We start from the raw sequence: 19769 nt of genomic DNA, 5'->3' as shown, positions 1-19769 counted from the left end.
CTAGTATTTTTACGGGAAACAAATTCAAACTTTATGTTCAAAAATTTTTTCTTTTTAATCGTAGTACTTGGCGCTTTTAGTTTGCAGGCACAAGTAACTACTTCCTCTATTTCGGGAGTAGTAAATGGAGGTAGCGAGACTTTGCCGGGAGCAAACGTACTTGCAGTACACACTCCTACAGGTACAAGGTATGGTGCTATTACAGACTTCGACGGTCGTTTTAGTCTATTAAACTTACGTGTGGGTGGACCATACACAATCACCATGAGTTATGTAGGTTTCCAAAGTCAAGAGTTTACAGGTGTAAATCTTAACTTAGGTGAAACGTACAACGTTGAAGTAACTCTTAATGAAGATAGCAATGCGCTAGAAGAAGTAGTAATTACAGGTTCTCGTAATAACACATTTAGTGATGGCCGTACCGGTGCAGCGACTAATGTAGGTGAGAGACAATTAAAGTCACTTCCTACAATATCGAGATCTGCAGCAGATTTTTACCGTCTAGAGCCTAGTGCTTCTAGTAACGGATCTTTTGGAGGTCGTAATGATCAGTATAATAACTTTAGTCTTGATGGAGCGGTTTTTAACAACCCATTTGGACTTGATGCAGCAACGCCAGGAGGGCAAACAGGTTCTCAACCTATATCTCTTGATGCTATTGAGCAAATTCAAGTAAGTACTGCTCCTTATGATGTAACATTATCTGGATTTACAGGAGCTTCTGTAAATGCTGTTACAAAAAGTGGTACTAATGAAGTAAAAGGAACTGTTTACGGTTTTTACAGAAATGAAGATCTTACAGGGGGTAAGGTTGCTGGAGATGATGTTTTTGTTGCAGACCAGAGTCAGAATACTTACGGTATCTCTATAGGAGGACCAATCATCAAAAACAAATTATTTTTCTTTGCAAACTTTGAAAAGGAATCTAGATCAGATCTTGGAGCTCCATGGGCACCTAACAGAAATACAGGGGCTATTAATGAGTCACGTGTATTACCAGCAGATCTTGATGCTGTTTCTGCTGCACTAGGAAGTATCCAGTATGCAGACGGTTCTTTTTATGAGCCAGGAAGATATGAAGGTTTTAACTTTGATGCAGGTTCTACAAAAGCACTTTTTAAATTAGATTGGAACGTGAATGACAAGAACCGTGTGGCACTTGTTTACAATTTACTACGTTCTTCTAAGGAAAATCCAGCAAACCCAAATGCTATCGCATTACGTGGGCCAAGTCAGTCTACATTGCAATTTGAAAATGCAGGATATGAAATTAATAACAACATAGATTCTTTCCAGTTTGAGTGGAACAGCGATATTGCTAGTAACATCTCAAATAAATTACAAGTAGGTTACACGTTCTTTGATGATTTTAGAAAGCCTTTTTCTACACCGGGTCCATCTATAAACATTACAAAAGGAGGTCAAAACTATATCATAGCTGGTCATGAGCCATTCTCAATTTCAAATGTACTTGAGCAACAAGTTTTCCAAATCACAAACAACTTGAATATTGTTTCTGGAAGTCACACATTTACTTTAGGAACGTCATTTGAGAAGTTTAGCTTTTACAACTCATTTAACTTAACTGGATACGGTTTTGATTTATTTGGAAGTGTATCAATTGATGAAGATATGGATTTAGATGGTGATGGAGTACTAGATACAGATTATGTAAATGATACAACTGGAGAAACTGACCTTGTGGCTTTTCAAGATTTCTTAGTAAACCAATATCAAGGAACTTTCTTATCTGCAGAGGCAGAGTTTAACGAGAATAATGGTCTTCCTATTGGTGATCCAGCAGGATGGGCACTTGCCGAGACTAACGTAGGGCAATTCTCTCTATATGGACAAGATCAATGGAAAGCAACAGAAGATTTAACGCTTACATTAGGACTACGTGTTGATAAACCATTATATTTTGATACAGAAGATAAAATTCAAGAAAACATAGACCGCAAAGGAACTTACCAACCAGAAAACGTTTATGTAGATCCATCAACTGGAGAAGATGTTCTTCTAGATAGTACAGTACTTCCAGACAATGGATTCTTATTCTCACCTAGATTAGGTTTTAACTGGGATGTAGAAGGAGATAAGACTTTCCAACTACGTGGAGGAACAGGAATATTTACAGGTCGTTTTCCTTTTGTATGGTTAGGTAACCAAGTACAAGGAGTTGACTTTTTCTTTTACCAGACGGTAGATCAAGATTTCAAATGGCCACAAGTATGGAGATCTAACATAGGTGTAGATTACCGCCTAGAGAATGGTGTGGTACTTACAGGAGACTTCTCTTACACAAAAGATCTTAACGCTGCACACGTTCAAAACTGGGCACTTGATAATCCATCTGCGACATTACAAGGTGTAGATAACAGACCTATCTATCAAGCTTCAGATTTTTCTACTAATGCTTTTGGAGGACCTACAAATGCGTATGTATTTACAAACTCTGATAATGGTCGTACGATTAATGCTACGTTAAAAGCAGAAAAATCATTTGGTAACGGACTTTATGCAAGTCTTGCTTACAACTACCTAGATTCTAAAAATGTAAACTCTATTGATGCAGAGATTACAGGTGATGCGTTTAATGCAAATGCTATACGTGGTAATGCAAATGACGCAGTGTTATCAAACTCACGTTATGGAGATCAGCACAGAGTGATTGCTGTAGCTTCAAAGAAGTTTGAGTATGGCGAGGGCAAGTTTGCTACTACCATTTCTACATTTGCAGAGTGGGCTAGAGGAGGACGTTTTAACTATACATATGCTGGTGATATCAACGGTGACGGAAGTAACTTTAACGACCTTATTTACATCCCAACTGCTGGAGAAGTATCACAGCAAAATTTTGCTACACCAGAACAAGCAGCAGCATTTAACCAGTACATCGAGCAAGATGATTACCTGAGCGAAAACAGAGGTGGATATGCAGAGCGTTATGGAGCACTAGCACCATGGAGAAGCCGTGTTGACTTCCGTTTATTACAAGATTTTAATTTTGATGTAAAAGGAAAGAAAAACACAATCCAGTTTAGTGTAGACGTTCTTAACTTAGGAAACTTCATCAATTCTGATTGGGGACTTGTTGAGCAACCTAACAGCGTACAGCCAGTAAGTGTAAGTGTTGCAGACGGTGTACCAACATACACGTTCAACGAAGAGCTTACACAAACATTTGGAACAGATGCAAGTCTTTTAAATAGATGGCAAGCACAACTAGGACTACGTTATATCTTTAACTAGACTATTGTAGCTCATTACTGTTAACAATAAAAATGCCCCTCATTGAGGGGCATTTTTTATTATATGATTTTGAAAGGTTTAAACTCCTACGTAATTGTAAACTGCAATAAAGTGAGAGGCTGTACCTCCCAAGACAAATACATGAAAAATAGCATGATTATAAGGAATACGAGATATACTGTAAAGTACAGCACCTATAGTATATAAAATACCTCCTGTAAATAACCATTGTACACCTGCTGGATCAAGGTTTGCAAGTAATGGTTTGTATGCAAAAACAATAAGCCAACCCATCGCTACATAAAGGATTGTAGAAAGGATATCAAATCGACCTGTAAAGAAGAGTTTTAATATTATTCCGAATAAAGCTATAGACCATGCAATCCCAAAAATCCACCATCCAGTACTTCCTTCTAGAGTTACAAGTGTAAATGGTGTATATGTCCCTGCTATGAGTACGTAGATAGCCGCATGATCAAAAATCTTTAATCTAGCTCTACGTATAGGTTTTACGGCGCTGTGGTAAGCTGTAGAGGCAAAATATAACACAGACATACTAACTCCAAAAATGATAAGACTAACGATTGCTGTGGTTGAGACGCTTTCGCGAAAGCATAAAAAACCCAAACCAATAATACTTGCTAAAAAACCAAAACCATGCGTCCAAATGTTGAGTTTTTCTTCAAGTGGAGAGTAATCTGGAGTTGGTTGTACAGTGTTTTCCATTAGTTATCTGCGAGTAAGTAATCTAGGTGTTCCTTAAGGATTTCTGTAACCTCTGCTGCTGGACCTCTTCCTTGAGCCATCACAGCATTTTCTACAAAGCGCACAGTACCATTGCGATCCATAAATACAAGCTTAGGATAGGTATTAGTTTTTAAATCCTGTTTTAAATAGCTGGCACCATCTACTAGGTGTTCAAAATCAAAAGGTTTCTTGGTTAAAAAAGCGTCGATTTTGCTTCTTGGCTCAAAAGTGATGGCTACAAAATTTACGCGACCCTCATATTGCTTTTTAAGATCATTGAGATATGGAATCTCTGCGATACAAGGAGGGCAGCTTGTAAACCATAAGTTGATGAGTGTAATTTTATCATTATAACTCTCCTTAGACTTAAGCCCATTTGCAAGATCTTGCAACTGAAAGTCGGGTAGGGGTTTATTGATTAAACCATTTACTCCTACATTAATATCTAGAGGAGCGCTATTAGATTGCGATAGCATTACCTCGACCTCTTGTATAATTGAGTCTTGTCGCACACGAGAATGGCGAACTTTAAAGTTGGCTTTAGTGTATTTCCAGCTTCCTTGCGCACCGTAAACCTCTTCTATAGATCTTAGTTTAGCTTGAAAAGCTTCCTCATTATAGGTGTCGCCTTGAAAAATGTAGTAGTTATCTTGGGCGTTAAGCGCAAGCGCAAAGAATAATATAAATAGGCATTGTATTTTTTTCATCATCATAGGTATGTGTTACAAAGATAGCTATTGCTATCAAACACGCACCTATATACATTTATCGTGCCTTAGTGGGGGTTAGGGGTGATTTTAGGTTTTATACTAATAATGAAGTTAAATACTTCCATATTAGACTACCAATCTCTAGTTGCAATTAACTCTTCAATATCAGCTTCAAAACCGTATGATCTAGAGATGAACTGAAAATCTATAGCGATACATTCTCTTGCAGCAGTTTCTATTTCACTATCATTTTCGTAAAACTCTTCTTGTAAGTCGTTAAATCTATCCGTTGCTTTATGAGTCAACGCATATAGTTCTTCAAATGTTTGTGGTTTTTTAATTTCAATCTCATTACATAAATCAATCAGAATATCTTTTCCTTTATCAACAAGGTAATTTGGAAAATATTCATCCTCATACATTTCTTTCAAAAATGAATATTCAACCATTTGTTTATTCACTAATTCCATTTGTTTAATGTTTTTAGAATGACAAGAAAGCAGAGTTAGAATAAAAATTAATTGATATTTTATTATTTTCTTCATATTACTTACAATAGACCACTATATAAAGCAAATGTAACTACAGTAACTATCGGAACTGCTAATGACCCTATTTTGCTATTTTTCAATTGATTCTTTAAATATACGAGTATTTAAGAAAGAATATAGGCTTTCCCTTTTTGGGGAAAGCCTATAATGTGTCACCTAATAATTTAAAACTCTTATGTCAATAGGTTATTGATTTACTACATTTTTTTTTAAGTGCAGCGAGCCATTTTAGGTTTAGAGATTTGTAAATATCAACTATGCAGTAAACCTTTACATTTAAAAGCAGGAATTCGCGCTTCTTAAAACAATCAGAAAACTACTTATCTTCTAAAATGTCACGTATTATTTTAAGGTGATGTTCTGTATGAATTGCGAGAAACTTAATGGTCTTGTCTCTGTTTAGAGTACCGAGTACAGGGTGATTAAAATGTTTCTTTTCTGGGAGATTAGATAGTTTATCAACGGTGGCAAGCGCTTGTTCATAATGCATTTGTATTGTATTGAGATCTATATTATCCTTTGGCCTTGCTGCCTCTGGCGCAGTGGCTTTTCCTCTAGGCATTCTATTAAAAGTAAATACATAGGCACGTTTCATATTAAATTTAGTTTTATAATCACTTTCATTAGATTGCTCTAGTGCTTTATATAATTGATTGACCATTAAATAAATATGATCCATATGCCACGCAACAGCAGCTTCTGAAACTTCAAGGTTTTTTGTTTCTCTCATAGGGTTATAAGTTGCCACCTCATTAAGTTGTATTTTAAGATCAGAATTTCCTTTGTTTAATTCCATAGGTGCAGCGCTACTTAGTAATAAGATTCCTGCCATTGAGAATAAGATAATGTGAATACGATTTTTCATAAGTCCATTTTTAAAATTGTTTAGCCCAAAAATACTCTGTAAATCAATATATTACATTAAAATGGGGCGTATGTGCCACTTTTGGGATGAACGGGAAGGCTAGTAAAAGTCGGCTTTTGAAAAAGATCTAGAGACGGGAATACTCGTAGGTACTTTATCTAGTTGTATACTGAGTGATCTTGCATTACCTTCAATAATTATTATATGTTCCGTATTAATAAGGTAGGAGCGATGACAACGTTTTACTTGAGAGTGATTTTCAAATTGTAGTTCAAGCTGTTTTAAAGAAAGCCTAATTAGCTTTCGCGAAAGCGTACTATCATCTAGATAAAATATCGTCACATAATTCCCATCTGATTGTGCATAAATAAACTGCGATAATTGCATTGCAATAGGCGTCGCTTTTACGCTCTCTTCTTGTATTTGTATTGTAACGGTTTCTTCAACAACTGGGCGCTGTAGCTTGGTAGAAAGTAATTGTGCTTTATTGAGGTTTTGTTTTGAAAGTGTACGTTCTGTAAAAAAGATTAAACCTACAATAGGAAAAATCCCTATCGAAGTAGTGATTTTAAGGAAACTAAAGAAGGTTTTATAAAAGACGCCATCACCCCGCCAATTGTAATAATGCAAAGAATTAAAAGTACTTATTATCAAGATGCAGGTTGATAGTAATATAATTTCCTTAGCTATGGTCCATTTTTCTGGACGAAAAAATATGGGAAATAATTTAGGTAGAACAAAGTAGGTTACACAAACACCCAGAAAAACCGAAACTCCAAAACCCGCTAAGAATACATATTTGTAATTTATAGACTGTCCCGCACCAAAGGGTTCAAAAACAATTAAAAACAGGTAAACAAAAACGCCTGACAATAATGCAAATAACCACTTGTATCTAGTGTTTTGTAACAAAGGATATGGTGATTTGAGCCACTGCATTAGAAACCGTTTATTTTAGTCTGATTTGAAGCTGCATTCTATTTGTGCTTGTTTTCTTTTATTTATTCAGAAATAGACATAGGTAAGGTAAATCTAAAATCACTTCCTTTTTCGACTTTACTTTCAACCCAAAATTTCCCACCAAGCCTTTCAACTAATTCTTTGCAAAGTACAAGACCTAATCCAGAGCCTTGTTCATTATTAGTGCCTGGCAATGGAGTATTATTAGATAAGTCAAAGATTTTACTACTTGTTTCTTCGCTCATCCCAACTCCGTTATCAGAAACTGAAATTTCAATGAGTTCTTTATTTGTGGTGACAGAAATATTGACGTTGCCACCTACGTGAGTAAATTTTATTGCATTTGAAATTAGATTTCTTAAGATAGTTTGTAAGATATTTTTATCAGTATATAGTTCAATTTTATCTTTTGGACTGTAGCTCAAAGAGATATTCTTGGCTTTTGATATTGATTTTTTCAGAGTTATTACTTCAACTATTTCTTCTGATAATGTGATTTTTTCTGGATTAAAATGAAGTTCTTTAGTTTGTGATTTTGCCCAGGTTAATAAGTTGTCAAGTAATATTAATGTATTCTTGGTTAAAGAATTTATTAGAAAAATATATTCTTTAGCTTCTTCATTCTCCGTATTGGTTAAATTCTCAATAAGTAGTTCCGAAAGGCCATTTATACCATAAAAAGGGCTTCTTAAATCGTGGGCAATGATTGAAAACAATTTATCCTTAGTTTTATTAAGCAGTTTTAATTGTAAATGGTTCTCTTTGATTGCGTCTTCTTGTTTTTTACGCTCGGTAATGTCTGTAGAAATTCCGCACAGTCCTACTATCTTGTTTTTATCATTTTTATCAAATAGGGGAGATTTAATTTCTAAAAATACTAATCTATTTCCGTCGTTATCTTTTGATTCTACTTCAAAATTTGTGTTCTCCCCAAGCTTTATTATGCTATCGTCAATTTTGGATATTACCTTAACGGTTTCTTTGGGAAAATAGCTTGAGTCATCATTCCCTTTTAATTCGTTATCTGTACACTCAAAGAATTTGAGTGTTTTCTTATTAGCATATACATACTTTTTTTGATTGTCTTTTATGTAGATGTACGTGTCTAATTCATCTAAAGTAGATTCTAAATAGTGGATTCTACTATTTGCTTTCTCGTTGATACGTTGGGCTTGTTTAATTTGGTCTGTTGCTCGATCAAGCTGTAATTGCAAAAAATCATTTTGCTTCTTTAATTCCTTATAAGTAAGTTCTCTATTCATTAGTAAATACTAGTTTTTAATGCATTCTTAAAAGAACAAAATCATTAAAATAATGGGTGAAATCTAGAGGTAAATTTCAAATTGTTTAAAATAGGACTTCACATAAAGCGAGTACAAGTCCGACAACTATTGGAATAGCAGATGAGCCTATTTGATTGTTTTTTAATTGATTGTCTAAATATACAAGTATTTGAGAAAGATGACGCTTTCGCGAAAGGGTAATTTAAGGAAGGCTCTGAGGTGTGAATTATTGATTGAAATTAGCTTAATGGCTTGTGCTGGGTGCAGCTGAATTAGGCTTGTTTTTACTCAGTTCTTAGGCAGGTGCAGTTTTTTATTTGTTTATATACTTCGTGAATATGTTTTTCAGAAATAAATTGTTTTGGATTCTCATTCATTTCTTTAATTGACAAATCCAAGAATTCGTCAAAGCTGTCAGCTAAAACAATCATTTTTTCCTCATCACGTCCGAAAATAATGATTTGACCTTTTACTCCATTTATGTCAGGGTCGAGATCAATTCCAATAAAATTCCCTCCAAAATCGTGAAAAATAGGTAACCACTTATAATGGAAATATTTCTTTTTGATTTTATCTTTTGGATAAGAAGAAAAATCAATTTCATCTTCCCAAACATAATCTTTCCTTTCTACTGTAAATTTACCATCTGGTGTCATATCAAATTCTAAGCTATCCCAATTGTAGTTTTTCTGTTCCAATTGATGAAGTTCTCTTCCAAGAGCAAAAATTTTGTCTGAATACTTTTCTTTCACCTTAAAGTTTTCGGTTTGCCCATTTTCATACTTGACTATAACTCCACTATATGATTCGTGTGAACAATTAAATGATGCTTTCTCCCATTTTTTAGAGAAAAGCCCAAACTTTTTTTTATTTGGAATAGATTTTAAAAACAATTCCGAAATTCCATTGAGTATTTCTTCTGCCTTTTTTTGGTTAATTATTTTTCGTTCAGTTGGTTTAACAAGACTTAATGCAAAATCAAGATTTGATATTACTTTTTTAGTTGATATGAATTCAAGTCCGAATAAAATTCCATATTGATTTCCTCCTTCACCATTGAATTTAGAATAAACCTCAACAAATTCTTTTGGTAGTTTTTCAGATACCATTTTTTCTATCTGAGCAAAATCATTCTCACCACTTCCTATATTAATTTCATTGACTCCTTTTTCAAAATTTTCTGCAGTCCACTTGGAAATATGTTCAATTTTTTCAGTTATGGTCATAGTTTAGTCAAATTGTAGTCAATAGCCACCACACAAAGCGAGTGCTCTATTTTATGATGTGCCTATTTGATTGTTTTTTAATTGATTGCCTAAATATACACTTATTAGTGTATTTGTCACCGCACAAAGAATCTGAAAAACTCACCATTTAGCCACAAAAAAAAGTGGATACCTATTACTAGATATCCACTTTATATAATCATCAATCAATCTTTATTCTTCTTCTCCTGTGCGTTCTCCTTCGTTTCTAAAAACGAGTTTGTCGTCAAAGGAATCTACGAGTATTACACTGTCTGATGCTACTTTACCGCTCAAAATTTCTTTTGATAACTGGTTAAGCACCTCGCGCTGCATTGCTCGCTTTACGGGTCTTGCACCATATTCTGGCTGGAAACCTGCTTCGGCAAGGAAGTCTATGGCTTGCTTTGTTGCGTCTAGCGTGATATTCTGCTGTGAGAGCATTTTTCTAATGCCCTTGAACTGCAGTTTTACAATATCACGTATATCTTTTCGCGTAAGCGGACTAAACATTACAATGTCATCTATTCTATTTAAGAACTCTGGACGTATGTTTTGTTTTAATAATCCTAGCACATCTACCTTTGCAGACTCCATTGCAGCATCTACATCTGGAATAGCCTCAAAACGCTCTTTTATGATATGACTACCCATATTTGAAGTCATAATGATAATGGCATTTCTAAAGTCGGCAGTGCGGCCTTTGTTATCTGTGAGTCTACCTTCATCAAGCACCTGTAATAACACGTTAAACGTATCTGGGTGCGCCTTCTCAATCTCATCGAGCAACACCACAGAGTAGGGGCGACGTCGCACGGCCTCCGTAAGCTGGCCACCTTCATCATATCCTACATATCCTGGAGGCGCTCCCACCAGACGGCTCACACTGTGACGCTCTTGATACTCACTCATATCTATGCGCGTCATCGCATTCTCATCATCAAAGAGATACTCTGCCAGTGCCTTTGCAAGTTCTGTTTTCCCTACACCGGTTGTTCCTAAAAATAAGAAGGAACCAATAGGCTTTTTCTGATCTTGTAAACCTGCACGGCTGCGTCGTACGGCATCACTTACGGCAACAATAGCCTCACGTTGTCCTACCACACGTTTGTGCAACTCGTCTTCTAGCTTGAGTAGTTTCTCACGTTCACCCTGTAGCATTTTTTGTACTGGGATTCCCGTCCATTTTGCAACTACCTCTGCAATGTCTTCGCTGGTTACTTCTTCCTTAATAAGCGAAGTATCTGCTTGACTTGCAAGATCCTTTTGTAGCTCCTCAAGATGCTCTTGAGCTTCTTTTATTTTACCATAGCGTAGCTCTGCTACCAAGCCATAGTTTCCTTCTCGCTCTGCTTTTTCGGCTTCTAGCTTGTAGTTTTCTATGTCTTGTTTTGCATTTTGTACACTCTCTACAATATCTTTTTCAGATTGCCACTGTGCGTTAAGATCGTTGCGCTCCTCCTTAAGGTTTGCTAGATCTGCACGTAGGCTTTTGAGCTTATCTTCATCTTTCTCACGCTTTATCGCCTCAATCTCAATCTCTAGTTGCATCACACGACGGTCTAACACATCGAGTTCTTCTGGCTTAGAGTTGATTTCCATTCTCATTTTTGCGGCAGCTTCATCCATTAAGTCAATCGCCTTGTCTGGTAAAAATCTACTCGTGATATAGCGCTGTGATAACTTTACAGCAGCAATGATAGCATCATCCTTAATACGCACCTTGTGGTGTGTCTCATACTTGTCTTTGATACCACGTAAGATAGAAATCGCACTCTCTGTATCTGGCTCATCTACGGTTACCTTTTGGAATCTACGCTCGAGGGCCTTATCTGCTTCAAAGTATTTTTGATACTCATCAAGCGTGGTAGCACCTATGGCGCGCAGCTCCCCACGAGCAAGGGCAGGTTTTAAGATGTTTGCCGCATCCATCGCTCCTTGTCCGCCACCAGCACCTACCAGTGTGTGTATCTCATCTATAAAGAGTACGATATCGCCATCACTTTCTGTTACTTCTTTAATAACCGCTTTAAGACGTTCTTCAAATTCTCCTTTAAATTTTGCTCCAGCAATAAGAGCTCCCATATCCAGGGCAAATATTTGCTTGTTCTGTAAGTTTTCTGGGATATCACCATCTACAATTCTATGCGCAAGACCTTCGGCAATGGCGGTTTTACCAGTACCTGGCTCTCCTACAAGTATAGGATTGTTCTTCGTACGACGCGTTAAGATTTGTAATATGCGACGTATCTCTTCATCTCTACCTATTACTGGATCTAGCTTGCCTGTGCGTGCTAGTTCGTTAAGGTTTTTTGCATACTTGCTTAGTGAGTTATACGTCTCTTCTGCACTTTGTGAGGTCACACGGTTACCTTTGCGCACTTCTGTAATAGCAGCTTGTAGATGCTTCTCAGTCACTCCTTGATCCTTTAAGATCTGGGCTACTTTACTTTTTGTTCCGAAAATAGCGAGTATAAGATGCTCGATAGAGACATACTCATCATTCATATTTTTGGCGATAATATTAGCCTGAGTGATTGCTTTATTTGCTTCTCTCCCTAGCATTATATCACCACCAGACACCTTAGGATAACTCTCAAGGGTGCTGTCTAAAATTTGCTGTAATAAAGGCACATTTACATCAAGTTTTTGAAGCAAGAAAGGCGTTACGTGCTCATCTACTTCAAAAATTGCTTTAAAAATATGCTCATTTTCTATTTGCTGGTGGCCTAGCTCTTGCGCAATTTGCTGTGCTCGCTGTATGGCCTCCTGCGATTTTATTGTAAAATTGTTAATATTCATTTCATATGTTTTAAGAGACCATTACTTGCTGTAAAGTGCTTGCTAATGATTTCTGGTTGTACTTTTTTTGAGAGGTAATAGTCAAGTATTGTTCCAAGACGGTATTGCGACATAATGTCTTGTGAAGGCTTGAATTAACTGACTTTATGACTTATTTAAGAACTATTTTACGCTTTCGCGAAAGCGTAACACAGACACAACGACTACCTTTGTATAAAAGCATATTGAAGAATGGGAATATTTAATTCGATTTTTGGAGGAGATAAAGAACCTCAAGAGGAAAAAACACCAATGCCGTGGAAGCAACTTACCACACTCGAGCAACTGGATCAAATTGCAAAAGATTCTGAAACGAAGCCACAGGCGATATTTAAGCACTCTACAACTTGCGGTATAAGCCGTATGGCAATACGCCAGCTAGAGGCACAATATGATATAGACCCAAACCAGCTGGATATTTATTACTTAGACCTCAAGGCTTACAGAGAAGTGTCTAATGAGGTGGGATATAAATTTCAGGTAATGCACCAGAGCCCGCAGATAATATTGATTAAGAATGGAACCGCTGTGTATTCAGACAGCCATGGAGCGATAAGCGCACAAGCACTTGCCGAAAAGATTTAACCTAACGCTCTCTTTGTAACCCAGATTCTATACCCGATAATCGCAAGCTGAAACTTTGTAGCTTGTGTAAGGTCAAGACCACGTTTTGAATAGGAGGGAAGTACTGCCTTATTAACTTTGGCAAGAAATTTATAGAGTGTTTGCATACCGTCAAAAGTAGCTAAAAAACAAAGCCGTAACGCAATGCGTTACGGCTTTTATCTGTTTATAAAGACTAGTTATTATTTCTTAAAATAATATCTTTTATACGATTTTTAATGTCTTCACCAGCGTCGTACACCATTTGCTCATTAGTAGGGAACGGGACTGCTCTATTGCGAGTACGATCATAAAGCTCATCTTCTAGTGCTCTTCTATCGCCTCTATAGGTAGCATATCTGTGGTCAAAAATAAACTCAGATGCTAGCGGAAGCGATTGTAGAACCTGATTTGTATTACTATCAGAGTAGCGCACGCGGCCTACTACATTTACAGCTTTGTTCTGGATAAACTCAAAGTACGTGCAACGTACCGTAATCATATTATCTATCAGTACTTTCTCTCCATCCTCATCATAAACCACATTACCATCTTCATCCTTTAGAACGATGGTACCGTCTTTAATGAGTTTTTCTTGTTGCACCTCTCTTTCTTTGATGCGCTCTGGAGAAATATTAATCTCTGTAAAAGCAACTTCCATATTGTAGTCGTAGGATACCTCACTAAGCGGATTGCTATGATACACGGTCCAGAAATCGTTAAGGCCGTAGGTAGAGAAGTCTAACAGCTCGTTTTCTAATCGCACTGGTAACGCTATGTTACTATCATTAAATAAAGTAACAGCAACATAGTCTGTCCCTTTAAGATGTACAGATTCCATCATATTTTTGATGTCCTTATAACCTGGCTTAAGTGTATTTAAGTAGGCTAGATCATCATAGATAGTACGATAATCCTCTTTTGAAGATGCTGTATTGATAGCGTCAAGGCTACTTTTATATAAGGAAGCAGCTAGCTTTTCCTTAGAAGATATGAGTTTATCTGTATAGTTTACAAAGTCAAAACGAGCAGTTCTATTCTCGTCAATTACTTGCAAAGGTAAGATAGGTCTTATGCGATCTTGACGTCTTTGTAACGACACATAGGTCTCATAAATTTCTTCAAGATTTGTTTCCTGATTTTCTTTTACGAGAAATAAAATACGATCTGCATCGCGCGCAGATGCTTTTGCAAACGCATCTTCAAGAAGCAGCACAAAGTCTTGCTTATTTTTTTTATCTGGATTGCGTTGCAACTTTTTAAGAGTAATCGCGATGGCATCATCATAATTACCGCTGTTAAGCGTTGCAGTAGTCTTTTTTACCGAATTGCAGCTTACTACAAATACGGTAGTAAGGATTGCGAGAAATAAATTTTTCATCGTACAATGGGTATTGATTGGTGATGACAACTCCAACGAGCGTGCCAAAATTATAAAAGCCCAAATGTAGCTGAAAATATACTATTGAAATGAATGGGAGGGATGTGATTAATACGCTTTCGCGAAAACGTGCTATATCTAAAGTAAGTTTTTTAAAAAACACACACAGAGCAGGCCTTAACTCGGCGGTGTGAAGAGGTCAATTATTTATCCGAAGATAAGTTCTAATGCAGTGATGATAATTTGGATCATTTTTGATTGTTTTTAATTGATTGATGAATGTTGATTGATGAATGTTGATTGATGAATGTTGATTGATGAATGTTGATTGATGAATGTCGGAGTGATTAATTCCCTAATTGTAAAAAGGTAGTAACTATATAAGAGATGCTAAGGCTTACCATAAATACGGTATAGATTCCTAATACTTTGTTTGTTTTTACTTGTGGCTTGTTGTTTACTTGCGTTTTCATAATGGATGGTTTTTGATGGATTAGTAATGATTGATGATTGATAAATGATGATTGATGAATGTCGGAGTGATTAATTCCCTAATTGTAAAAAGGTAGTAACTATATAAGAGATGCTAAGGCTTACCATAAATACGGTATAGATTCCTAATACTTTGTTTGTTTTTACTTGCGGTTTGTTGTTTGCTTGCGTTTTCATAATAGCTGTTTTTGATTGTTACTAGATACGTTGTTTGTTATTGATGAAGCAAAGAAGTCATCTTGAACGCAGTAAAACAAATTGAAAAGAAGTTTTTAATGAAATTAACGAGAATGTTACAACTAAATTAATGACATAGGTTAAAATATGTAATCTTCATCCCTTCAAGATGGTTAATATATGTTAGTCTATATACTATTAACCATTCATTGTGTTAGTTTTGTAGAGACATTTTGAGCTATTTAGAATTTTTGTAGGCGAATTATGGCTCATTTTAACCATATTAATCCGATTTCATCATTTTGTAGCGAATTATCACAAGTGGAAGTTGAAAAAAACAGCGCATAAAAAAAGTCCGCTTTCTGATTGAAAGCGGACTTTTACTCAAGATTAATTACCCTTTACTCTTTTGTTTCTATTACGACAACACCATTAACAGCCTCTTTACCGTAGAGTTCAATTGCTTTTTCCCCTTTATAGACTGTTAGAGTCAAAATATTATTAGGAGCCACATCCATTTCTTTTAGTTGGCTCACTGACATCTTTTTATCGTTAACATAATAGATAGGTTTATCGGAGGAGTCAGATTTCAAAATATCTTCTTCAGATAATTGTTCCATTAACTTATCCTGTGATAAACTAGATACAGTCGAGGAAGCTTCATCCAATAGCTTTTGATAAAGAGGAGTATCTTCTTTTATTTGTTTTCCCCATCTATTATAGAAACTCTTAGACCCTTCAGGGCTAACAACAGAGTAGTAAGTTTCTTCATCGAGTGTTACGTAGCGCATGTCTCTTTGTTGCCTGCTATTTTTATAGTTTTCTCTATCGCTTTTTAAATTCTCACGTCGCTCCTTCATTTGCATTTTCATGCTGTCACGGCGTGATAGCATATCTTGTCTCATAGAGTCTACCTGAGCTCTTCCTTGTAGGCTTCTGCGTTCTTCCATACGAGCTCGCATATCCTGCTTGCGAGCTTCCATGTTTGTACGCATACTGTCTCTGCTATTTATCATTGATTTGCGACGTTTTTCCAAGCTGGCTCTCCTGTTGTCATAAGCTTTTCTCTGATCATTCTCCATATTAACATTCCCCATGCCTGTACTGCCGTCAGCATTGCGATATATGTAAATGTCGTTGATAGGATTAGAGCTCTTTAAGGTGTAATTCTTGTTATTCCCATTATCATCTTTAAGATTGACTGAAATTTTTTCTATTTCTAGATTTCTATTTCTCTTAATGCCACTTACCTTCAGAGTAGCGTTGTGCTTATCCTTCATTACTTTAATAAGTGCATCAATCTCGTTATCCGTTGTGTTTTTGGTAATTATATAACTATAAGTTTCTTGAGAATTTAAAACCTTAGGCGCTCTTAGAGTATCTTTTATCTGGATTTTAGGACTTTGGCTTAAAAGTGTTGTGTCTTTAACCACAACGGGTGGGTTATATGATGCTCTTGGATAATTTCCTTTATTTTCTTCCTCATAGCTCTCCCCATTTTTAATAAGTGCTCTGTCATATACGGTGCCAAGCAAGTTTAAGAACTCAAGTTTATTTACATCAATGCGAAATGAAGTTCCTTTTTCTCCATTTTCTACAACATTAATATTTCCTTTATTAAAACTAATTTGATACCCTTCCCAGGTTTTAGAGATATCTTTGGCGCGTTTGAAACGTGTATTGAAAACACGGTCTCCAGCAAACTTAGTTTGAAAGTCAAAACGTTTTATAATTCCATTTTCGGCTATTCTTCGATTTGAAAAGCGTATTAAGCTCTGCGGAAATCTTTCGGCAACTTCTTTTTCAATATTATCTAAATCTCGGGCTGTGCTATTTCTTGTAATTGTAAATTCATTGTTGCGTACTGGCTTAATAGAAGGTGTTTCCGCTTTCGCGAAAGCGGTACTATCCTCCTCCACATAATTAGTCACTTCTTTTATATTAAAAGAGTACATAAAGAGCGCAAGCACGGGAATGATAAGGGATAACCTCCAAAGATTGTTTTTGTGGGATTGTGGTGTATTGATCATAACGATTCGTTTTTTGATAAATGATTGATAAAATTGATTAGTAAGTGCTGGGGCAAATGAGGGGGATGAGACCTGTACCAGCGTGCGTTGATATTGTTTTGGATTCTCAATTTCTTGTATTGCTTGGTGATCTGCTAGGTATTCTAGATTTTGCTCAAGACTGTTTTTATACATCCAGGCAAAAGGATTACACCATTGTATCACAAGCGTTATTTGAGATAAGAGCATATCTAGAGAGTGCCTTTGCTGTGCGTGCACTTTTTCGTGAGCGATAATCATCTCTAGTTCTTCTGGCGTGTGAAGCGCAGGATTGTAAACAATTTTTGAAAAGAAAGAAAACGGACTTATCGCTCTTGTAACTGCTACAAATGTATAGTGCCCTTTTGTACTGCGACTGCCAGATGCAATAAGCTGTCGTAAGGATATGTATTGAGCACAAAGCCTAAAGAGCATTATACAGATACCTATTATATATATTATGACAAGTACTTGCCACCAGTTTATAGCTTGTTCTACAGGCTGCGGTGCTATAGTAATGGGTGCACTACTTACTGAGCTTAAATCTAGAGTGGGCATAACAAGCGGTTGCGAGGGTATAATCACCTCAATCTCACGTGTAAATTCTATAAAAGGAAGGGTAATAGCAGCAATGATACCGGCTATAAAGTAATGCCTTTTTGCGGTAAACAAGGTGTTTTTATAAAGTACGGTTAGGTAGATTACATAGAAGAGCCCGAGTATGGAGGCGCTTTTTGCAAGGAGTATGAGCGTTTCCATAAGCTTATTTTTTTTCTATGATTGCTAGTATTTCTCTAAGCTCATCTGCAGAGATCTTTTCTTCTTTGGCAAAAAAGGAAACCATATTCTTATACGAGTTACCAAAATACTTTTGAGTAGTCGTCTCCATAAACTCCTTACGATAGGATTCTAAAGATACGGTAGGGAAGTACTGGTGTGTTTTTCCAAAGGCTTGATGCCCTACATATCCTTTATCTGCCAGATTTCTTATAATGGTAGAAACTGTATTGTAATGATTGCCTTCTGGTAATGCGGCTACGACCTCTTTTACAAAGGCGCGCTCAAGCTTCCATAGAGCGTGCATAACCTGTTCTTCTTTATTTGTGAGTTTATCCATAAGAAACAATTTTATAGTATCGCTTTGCAAGCGATTGTATACGAGTGATTTGATTGACGATTCAAACATACAACGAAAAATATAGTTAAACAACTATTTTTGTAGTTATATAACGAATTTTATAGTTTACGAGGGATTTGGGTTTAAAAAAACCGTAAATAACTTATAGCTATTTACGGTCTAATGTATAACGATCTATTATGCTAGAGTAGGGGTTATTGCCCTAGATAGTCTTGTGTCATTTGTACAAACGTTTTTACACCTAGTAGCATCCCGCTTTCATCTATATAAAAATCTGGTGTGTGGTGCGGGAACGCGTCTGTGGTGCCTGGAGTTTTACCTCCTAAGAAGAAATAAAGCCCAGGAACTTCTTTCTGAAAGAATGAAAAGTCTTCTGCACCAGTAATTGCTTTTATCACGTGTACGTTTTCTTTACCAGCGGCCTTCTCTAGTGAAGGTACCATCTGGCTCGTAAGATTTTCATCATTATATGTAATAGGATACCCTTCAGGTATTGTAATGGTCGCTTCTGTGCGGTAAGCCGCAGCAATAGCCGGTACCATTTCCTTCATACGGTTATTAATATAGGTTTGCATATCATAATCTAGTGTACGCAATGTACCTACTATATGTGTTTCTTCTGGTATAATATTACTACGAACGCCCGCATTAATTTTACCTATAGATAATACTGCAGCCTCGTCTGTGAGGGGAATCTCACGAGATATGATGGTTTGTAAACCATCTATAATTTTTACGGCTGCCATAATAGGGTCACGACTAGTCCACGGGGTTGAGCCGTGGCTTTGTTTTCCTTTTATATGTATCTCAAAGCTCTGTGAAGCGGCCATAATTCCGCCAGGTTTATAGGCTATGGTATTTACATCTTGCCCAGAACCTATGTGAAGGCCAAAAATGGCATCTACATCTGGGTTTTTGAGCACATTTTCTTTTACCATAAGCTCTGCACCACCTTCTTCGCCAGGAGGCGCACCTTCCTCGGCTGGTTGAAAGATGAATTTTACGGTTCCGGCAAAGTCATTATTTTTTGCAAGTATCTCTGCCACGCCCATAAGGATTGCGATGTGTGTATCGTGACCACAGGCGTGCATTACAGGCACGGCCTCACCACGATATTCTCCCATTGCTTCAGATTTAAACGGTAAATCTGCACGTTCTTTTACGGGCAATCCATCTATATCTGCTCGTAGGGCGAGTACTTTTCCTTTACGCTTTCCTTCTAGTATGCCTACAACTCCAGTTTTGGCAACACCGGTTTGTACCTTCATACCTAAGGATTTGAGGTGTGTAGCGATTTTTTCGGCAGTTTTAAACTCTCTGTTTCCTAGTTCTGGATTTTGATGAAAGTCTCGACGCCACTCTATGACCTTAGATTCTATATCATTAATTTGTTGCTCTAGATTGTTTTGCGCTTTCGCGAAAGCGGTAAAAAGTAACACACTAGAAAATAATAAGGTTGTTGTATACTTCATTTATG

Annotated in this window: 17 protein-coding genes; 2 read left to right on the top strand and 15 right to left on the bottom strand. The window is 36.6% G+C overall.

Annotated features, from left to right (window positions below; all coding sequences use genetic code 11):
- Positions 1–33: 33 nt before the first annotated feature.
- On the top strand, positions 34–3252 hold the full coding sequence (locus SJY23_RS12840; protein WP_396596655.1) for a TonB-dependent receptor domain-containing protein: 3219 nt from the start codon (positions 34–36) through the stop codon (positions 3250–3252).
- A 78-nt stretch (positions 3253–3330) separates the two neighbouring features.
- Here the strand turns inward: SJY23_RS12840 and SJY23_RS12835 are convergent, their stop codons facing one another.
- The 8 genes from SJY23_RS12835 to clpB all read right to left on the bottom strand — a co-directional run bounded on the left by SJY23_RS12835 (position 3331) and on the right by clpB (position 12414).
- On the bottom strand, positions 3331–3978 hold the full coding sequence (locus tag SJY23_RS12835; protein ID WP_396596654.1) for a hemolysin III family protein: 648 nt from the start codon (positions 3976–3978) through the stop codon (positions 3331–3333).
- Positions 3978–4706: a TlpA family protein disulfide reductase gene (locus SJY23_RS12830; RefSeq protein WP_396596653.1), complete on the bottom strand. Its 729-nt coding sequence runs from the start codon at positions 4704–4706 to the stop codon at positions 3978–3980. The genes SJY23_RS12835 and SJY23_RS12830 overlap by 1 nt, the downstream gene beginning before the upstream one ends.
- A 134-nt stretch (positions 4707–4840) precedes the next feature.
- The gene (locus SJY23_RS12825; protein WP_396596652.1) at positions 4841–5254 is read right to left on the bottom strand and encodes a DUF5713 family protein; all 414 of its coding nucleotides are present in this window, start codon (positions 5252–5254) and stop codon (positions 4841–4843) included.
- 322 nt (positions 5255–5576) lie between these two features.
- Positions 5577–6125, bottom strand: coding sequence for a hypothetical protein (locus SJY23_RS12820; protein ID WP_396596651.1), 549 nt, complete (start codon positions 6123–6125; stop codon positions 5577–5579).
- Positions 6126–6224: 99 nt separating this feature from the next.
- Positions 6225–7064, bottom strand: coding sequence for a LytTR family DNA-binding domain-containing protein (locus tag SJY23_RS12815; RefSeq protein WP_396596650.1), 840 nt, complete (start codon positions 7062–7064; stop codon positions 6225–6227).
- Positions 7065–7126: 62 nt separating this feature from the next.
- Positions 7127–8347 carry an ATP-binding protein gene (locus SJY23_RS12810; RefSeq protein WP_396596649.1) on the bottom strand — a complete coding sequence of 407 codons (1221 nt, stop codon included), beginning with the start codon at positions 8345–8347 and terminating at the stop codon, positions 7127–7129.
- Between the two features lie 305 nt (positions 8348–8652).
- Positions 8653–9594 (bottom strand): SMI1/KNR4 family protein, encoded by a 942-nt coding sequence (locus tag SJY23_RS12805; RefSeq protein WP_396596648.1) that lies wholly within the window; start codon positions 9592–9594, stop codon positions 8653–8655.
- A gap of 213 nt (positions 9595–9807) precedes the next feature.
- Positions 9808–12414, bottom strand: coding sequence for an ATP-dependent chaperone ClpB (gene clpB, locus SJY23_RS12800; RefSeq protein WP_396596647.1), 2607 nt, complete (start codon positions 12412–12414; stop codon positions 9808–9810).
- A gap of 231 nt (positions 12415–12645) precedes the next feature.
- On the opposite strand from clpB, the gene ytxJ reads away from it, so the two are divergent.
- The gene (gene ytxJ / locus SJY23_RS12795) at positions 12646–13038 is read left to right on the top strand and encodes a bacillithiol system redox-active protein YtxJ (RefSeq protein WP_021779014.1); all 393 of its coding nucleotides are present in this window, start codon (positions 12646–12648) and stop codon (positions 13036–13038) included.
- Here ytxJ and SJY23_RS12790 read toward each other — a convergent pair.
- The 7 genes from SJY23_RS12790 to SJY23_RS12760 all read right to left on the bottom strand — a co-directional run bounded on the left by SJY23_RS12790 (position 13035) and on the right by SJY23_RS12760 (position 19764).
- Positions 13035–13184 carry an SsrA-binding protein gene (locus tag SJY23_RS12790; RefSeq protein ID WP_396596646.1) on the bottom strand — a complete coding sequence of 50 codons (150 nt, stop codon included), beginning with the start codon at positions 13182–13184 and terminating at the stop codon, positions 13035–13037. The two genes, ytxJ and SJY23_RS12790, sit on opposite strands and share 4 nt — an antisense overlap.
- A gap of 68 nt (positions 13185–13252) precedes the next feature.
- Positions 13253–14437, bottom strand: a complete 1185-nt coding sequence (locus SJY23_RS12785; protein ID WP_396596645.1) for a hypothetical protein — start codon at positions 14435–14437, stop codon at positions 13253–13255.
- Positions 14438–14784: 347 nt separating this feature from the next.
- Positions 14785–14910 carry a hypothetical protein gene (locus SJY23_RS12780; RefSeq protein WP_396596644.1) on the bottom strand — a complete coding sequence of 42 codons (126 nt, stop codon included), beginning with the start codon at positions 14908–14910 and terminating at the stop codon, positions 14785–14787.
- 70 nt (positions 14911–14980) lie between these two features.
- The gene (locus tag SJY23_RS12775; protein WP_013752102.1) at positions 14981–15106 is read right to left on the bottom strand and encodes a hypothetical protein; all 126 of its coding nucleotides are present in this window, start codon (positions 15104–15106) and stop codon (positions 14981–14983) included.
- A gap of 401 nt (positions 15107–15507) precedes the next feature.
- Entirely contained in the window at positions 15508–17913 is a 2406-nt protein-coding gene (locus SJY23_RS12770; RefSeq protein WP_396596643.1) for a M56 family metallopeptidase, read from the bottom strand.
- A 4-nt stretch (positions 17914–17917) separates the two neighbouring features.
- Entirely contained in the window at positions 17918–18271 is a 354-nt protein-coding gene (locus tag SJY23_RS12765) for a BlaI/MecI/CopY family transcriptional regulator (protein ID WP_396596642.1), read from the bottom strand.
- A gap of 215 nt (positions 18272–18486) precedes the next feature.
- Positions 18487–19764, bottom strand: coding sequence for an amidohydrolase (locus tag SJY23_RS12760; RefSeq protein WP_396596641.1), 1278 nt, complete (start codon positions 19762–19764; stop codon positions 18487–18489).
- Between the last annotated feature and the right edge of the window lie 5 nt (positions 19765–19769).

Origin of the sequence: Dokdonia sp. R86516 (genome assembly GCF_044596715.1) — a bacterium.
Lineage (GTDB): Bacteria > Bacteroidota > Bacteroidia > Flavobacteriales > Flavobacteriaceae > Dokdonia.
This window is presented reverse-complemented; position numbering and strand designations above follow the sequence as displayed.

Excerpts from the sequence above, each read along its gene's own strand:
- SJY23_RS12840 (WP_396596655.1), top strand. The coding sequence starts at position 34 with ATGTTCAAAAATTTTTTCTTTTTAATCGTAGTACTTGGCGCTTTTAGT.
- SJY23_RS12835 (WP_396596654.1), bottom strand. The coding sequence starts at position 3,978 with ATGGAAAACACTGTACAACCAACTCCAGATTACTCTCCACTTGAAGAA.
- SJY23_RS12830 (WP_396596653.1), bottom strand. The coding sequence starts at position 4,706 with ATGAAAAAAATACAATGCCTATTTATATTATTCTTTGCGCTTGCGCTT.
- SJY23_RS12825 (WP_396596652.1), bottom strand. The coding sequence starts at position 5,254 with ATGAAGAAAATAATAAAATATCAATTAATTTTTATTCTAACTCTGCTT.
- SJY23_RS12820 (WP_396596651.1), bottom strand. The coding sequence starts at position 6,125 with ATGAAAAATCGTATTCACATTATCTTATTCTCAATGGCAGGAATCTTA.
- SJY23_RS12815 (WP_396596650.1), bottom strand. The coding sequence starts at position 7,064 with ATGCAGTGGCTCAAATCACCATATCCTTTGTTACAAAACACTAGATAC.
- SJY23_RS12810 (WP_396596649.1), bottom strand. The coding sequence starts at position 8,347 with ATGAATAGAGAACTTACTTATAAGGAATTAAAGAAGCAAAATGATTTT.
- SJY23_RS12805 (WP_396596648.1), bottom strand. The coding sequence starts at position 9,594 with ATGACCATAACTGAAAAAATTGAACATATTTCCAAGTGGACTGCAGAA.
- clpB (WP_396596647.1), bottom strand. The coding sequence starts at position 12,414 with ATGAATATTAACAATTTTACAATAAAATCGCAGGAGGCCATACAGCGA.
- ytxJ (WP_021779014.1), top strand. The coding sequence starts at position 12,646 with ATGGGAATATTTAATTCGATTTTTGGAGGAGATAAAGAACCTCAAGAG.
- SJY23_RS12790 (WP_396596646.1), bottom strand. The coding sequence starts at position 13,184 with ATGCAAACACTCTATAAATTTCTTGCCAAAGTTAATAAGGCAGTACTT.
- SJY23_RS12785 (WP_396596645.1), bottom strand. The coding sequence starts at position 14,437 with ATGAAAAATTTATTTCTCGCAATCCTTACTACCGTATTTGTAGTAAGC.
- SJY23_RS12780 (WP_396596644.1), bottom strand. The coding sequence starts at position 14,910 with ATGAAAACGCAAGTAAACAACAAGCCACAAGTAAAAACAAACAAAGTA.
- SJY23_RS12775 (WP_013752102.1), bottom strand. The coding sequence starts at position 15,106 with ATGAAAACGCAAGCAAACAACAAACCGCAAGTAAAAACAAACAAAGTA.
- SJY23_RS12770 (WP_396596643.1), bottom strand. The coding sequence starts at position 17,913 with ATGGAAACGCTCATACTCCTTGCAAAAAGCGCCTCCATACTCGGGCTC.
- SJY23_RS12765 (WP_396596642.1), bottom strand. The coding sequence starts at position 18,271 with ATGGATAAACTCACAAATAAAGAAGAACAGGTTATGCACGCTCTATGG.
- SJY23_RS12760 (WP_396596641.1), bottom strand. The coding sequence starts at position 19,764 with ATGAAGTATACAACAACCTTATTATTTTCTAGTGTGTTACTTTTTACC.